Source organism: Novosphingobium sp., assembly GCF_027486195.1.
Taxonomy (GTDB): Bacteria; Pseudomonadota; Alphaproteobacteria; order Sphingomonadales; family Sphingomonadaceae; genus Novosphingobium.
This window is the reverse complement of the sequence record NZ_JAIXPP010000022.1, coordinates 1-3,704: the sequence shown is the minus strand read 5'-3', so window position 1 is coordinate 3,704 and position 3,704 is coordinate 1. Positions and strand designations below refer to the sequence as shown.

The following is a 3,704-nucleotide window of genomic DNA, read 5'->3' as shown; positions in this document are numbered from 1 at the left end:
GTCGGGATATCGCTCGTGCCCGCCTCGTTCACCATCCACATCATCGCGATCAGCATCAGCACCGATCCGAGCAGCGTGTAGAGGAAGAACTTGTAGCTGGCGTAGATGCGGTCCGCCCCGCCCCAGATACCGATGATGAGATACATCGGAATCAGGCCGGCCTCGAACATGATGTAGAACAGGAACAGGTCCTGCGCGGTGAAGACGCCGATCATCAGCGTCTCCATGATCAGGAAGTTGGCGTAATACTCACCCGCGCGCTTCTCGATCGCGTTCCAGCTCGCGCCGATGCAGATCGGCATGAGGAACACGGTCAGTGCGATCAGCAGCAGTGCGATCCCGTCGATGCCAAGCTTCCATTCGAAGCCGGCAAACACCGAGGCATGTTCCTGGAACTGCCACTGCGGCCCGCCGATCTGGTACTGCGACCAGAGCACCGCGCCGAGCACGAGATCGACCAGCGTCACCGCCAGCGCGATCGCGCGCGCAGCTTCGCGCCCCGCCATCAGGCAGGCTACCGCGCCGACCAGCGGCACGAGAAGCATCAGGCTGAGAATGGGAAAGCCGCTCATTTCGCAATCACCCAGCTGACCGCGCCGACAAGGCCGACGAGCATGACCAGCGCATAGCTGTTGAGGTATCCGGACTGCAGCCGTACTGCGATCCGGCTGCTGCGGGCGACCAGCGCCGCCGCGCCATTGGGGCCGAAGCGGTCGATGATGCCGATGTCACCCTGCTTCCAGAACACCCGGCCGAGCGCCATCGCAGGCTTCACGAACACCGCGTTGTAGAGCTCGTCGAAGTACCACTTGTTCAGCACGAACCGGTAAAGCGGCCCGATCTGGGCAGTGAACGCCGCCGGGAAGCCGGGGTTCGCGATATAGGCGAAGTACGCACTTGCAACGCCGGTCACCATCACGCCGAACGGAGCCCATTTCACCCACTCCGGCACGCCGTGCATTGCGTGGATCAGGTGCTCGCTGAAGGCGACGCTGCTCTTCCAGAATTCGCCGCTGCCTTCGCTGATGAACGCGCCGTGGAACACAAAGCCAGCCAGCACCGCGCCGACCGACAGCAGCGCCAGCGGCACCAGCATCGAGAGCGGGCTCTCGTGCGGGTGATAGCCCGCCGTGCCATCATGGCTGTGCGCATGCCCATGGTCGTGGCCATGATCGTCATGCCCGTGGTCGTGCGCATCATGCCCATGAGAATCGTGAACAGCGTGCTGGATATGCTCGGACTGCTCCCAGCGCGGCTTGCCCCAGAAGGTCAGGAACATCAGCCGCCACGAATAGAAGCTCGTCATCAACGCGGCGATAATGCCGCACCAGAAGCCGAAGTGGCCCGCGCCCGTCCCGCTGGCATAAGCCGCCTCGAGGATCGAATCCTTGGAATAGAACCCTGCGAAACCGAACACATCGACGATGCCGACACCAGTGATGGCCAGCGTGCCCATCATCATCGCCCAGAAGGTGAGCGGGATGTGCTTCCGGAGGCCGCCGTAATAGCGCATGTCCTGCTCATGGTGCATCGCATGGATGACCGAGCCCGCGCCAAGGAACAGCAGCGCCTTGAAGAAGGCGTGGGTAAAGAGGTGGAACATCGCCGCACCCGGCGCGCCCACGCCCGCCGCCACGAACATGTAGCCGAGCTGCGAGCAGGTCGAATAAGCGATTACCCGCTTGATGTCCCACTGCGTCGTGCCGATGGTCGCGGCAAAGAAGCAGGTCGCCGCGCCGACATAGGTCACCACGGTCATCGCGGTTTCGCTCGTCTGGAACATCGGCGAAAGGCGGCAGACCATGAACACGCCTGCGGTCACCATGGTCGCGGCGTGGATCAGTGCCGAAACCGGGGTCGGGCCTTCCATCGCGTCCGGCAGCCAGGTGTGGAGGCCAAGCTGCGCCGATTTGCCCATCGCGCCTATGAATAGCAGAATGCACAGCACCGTCATCGTATCGAGCCGGTAGCCGAGGAAACCGATGGTGCTGCCCGCCATGCCCGGCGCCGCCGTCAGGATCGCCGGGATCGAAACGGTGCCGAACACCAGAAACGTGCCGAAAATGCCCATCATGAAGCCGAGGTCACCCACGCGGTTCACCACGAAGGCCTTCATCGCCGCCGCGTTTGCACTCGGCTTCCTGAACCAGAACCCGATCAGGAGGTACGAGGCTAGGCCCACCCCTTCCCAGCCGAAGAACATCTGGACGAGGTTGTCCGCTGTCACCAGCATCAGCATCGCGAAGGTGAACAACGAAAGGTAGGCGAAGAACCGCGGCTGATCCGGGTCCTCGTCCATGTAGCCCCAAGAGTACAGGTGGACGAGCGCCGAGACGCTGGTGATAACCACCAGCATGATCGCAGTCAGCGTATCGACGCGAAGCGCCCACTGAAAGTCGAGATCGCCCGAACGCACCCATTGCAGCACCGGCACCACCGAGGCTTCGGCGCTGCCACTCAGGAACGAAAGGAAGATCGGCCACGACAGCGCGCACGAGGTAAACAACGCCCCCGTCGTCACGAGCTTGGCCGGCACCTTGCCGATCAGCCGAGCGCCTAGGCCTACGACCAGCGCCGCCAGCAGCGGCAGGAACACGATAATCTGGATCGGATGCACGGTGGTCTACCCCTTCATCCGGTTGACGTCGTCCACGGCAATCGTGCCGCGTCCACGGAAGTAGATGACGAGAATGGCAAGCCCGATCGCCGCCTCGCCCGCCGCCACGGTCAGCACGAACATAGCGAAGATCTGGCCGACAAGGTCGTGCAGGAACGCGCTGAACGCGACGAAATTGATGTTCACCGCCAGCAGAATCAGCTCGATCGCCATGAGGATGACGATCACGTTCTTGCGGTTGAGGAAGATCCCCAGCACGCCGAGCACGAACAGGATCGAGCTCACCACGACATAGTGTTCAATCCCAATCACGCGCGCAGCTCCATATTCCGCTCGCCCTGAGCTTGTCGAAGGGTCACAGCGTCACCCCCTGGCCCACGGCGGGCTTCACATTCACGGTCGCGTCTTCCGGACGCCGCGCGACCTGCCGGCCCACGTTCTGCCCGCGCGTATCGCTGCGCTGGCGGTGCGTCAGCACGATCGCGCCGATCATCGCGACGAGCAGGACGATCCCCGCCGCCTCGAACAGGAACAGATAGCGCGTGTAGAGCAGCGCGCCGATGGCAGCCGTGTTCGAAAGCCCCTCCGGCGTCGCCGAAGCCCCGTTCGCGACGCCCAGTTCCAGCGCGCCGGTCTTCCCGGCGCCCACGCCCAGCACCAGTTCGCACAGCAGCACGGCGGCAATCAGCACGCCCAGCGGCGCGTTCTTGATGAACCCTGCGCGCATTTCCGAAAAGTCGATGTCGAGCATCATGACCACGAACAGGAACAGCACAGCGACCGCGCCGACGTAGACGATGACCAGCAGCATCGCGATGAATTCCGCGCCCACCAGCACCATCAGCCCCGCCGCGTTGAAGAACGCGAGGATCAGCCACAGCACCGAATGCACCGGATTGCGGGCAAGGATCGTGATCGCGCCGGAGGCAATCACGAGGCTAGCGAAGAGATAAAAAGCGAACACCTGCATCATGTTGCGCGGCCCCTAGCGGTACGGTGCATCGGCTTCAAGGTTCGCGGCGAGCGCCCGCTCCCACTTGTCCCCGTTCGCGAGCAGCTTGGTCTTGTCGTAGAGCAGTTCCTCGCG

The 3,704-nt window shown here is 63.2% G+C and carries 4 protein-coding genes and 1 pseudogene; all 5 read right to left on the bottom strand.

The features are described 5' to 3' along the window. Positions 1 to 572, bottom strand: a 572-nt coding sequence (locus tag Q0071_RS05335; protein WP_298166099.1) for a proton-conducting transporter membrane subunit, incomplete at its 3' end; no start/stop codon positions are given. Then, positions 569 to 2,617: an NADH-quinone oxidoreductase subunit L gene (gene nuoL / locus Q0071_RS05330; protein ID WP_298166097.1), complete on the bottom strand. Its 2,049-nt coding sequence runs from the start codon at positions 2,615 to 2,617 to the stop codon at positions 569 to 571. The genes Q0071_RS05335 and nuoL, both read right to left, overlap by 4 nt. 6 nt (positions 2,618 to 2,623) lie before the next feature. After that, positions 2,624 to 2,929, bottom strand: a complete 306-nt coding sequence (gene nuoK / locus Q0071_RS05325; RefSeq protein WP_298166096.1) for an NADH-quinone oxidoreductase subunit NuoK — start codon at positions 2,927 to 2,929, stop codon at positions 2,624 to 2,626. Positions 2,930 to 2,972: 43 nt separating this feature from the next. Beyond that, the gene (locus tag Q0071_RS05320) at positions 2,973 to 3,590 is read right to left on the bottom strand and encodes an NADH-quinone oxidoreductase subunit J (RefSeq protein ID WP_298166094.1); all 618 of its coding nucleotides are present in this window, start codon (positions 3,588 to 3,590) and stop codon (positions 2,973 to 2,975) included. A 12-nt stretch (positions 3,591 to 3,602) separates the two neighbouring features. Next, a pseudogene (locus Q0071_RS05315) lies at positions 3,603 to 3,704 on the bottom strand (NADH-quinone oxidoreductase subunit I); the annotation flags it as partial.

Excerpts from the sequence above, each read along its gene's own strand:
- Q0071_RS05320 (WP_298166094.1), bottom strand. The coding sequence starts at position 3,590 with ATGATGCAGGTGTTCGCTTTTTATCTCTTCGCTAGCCTCGTGATTGCC.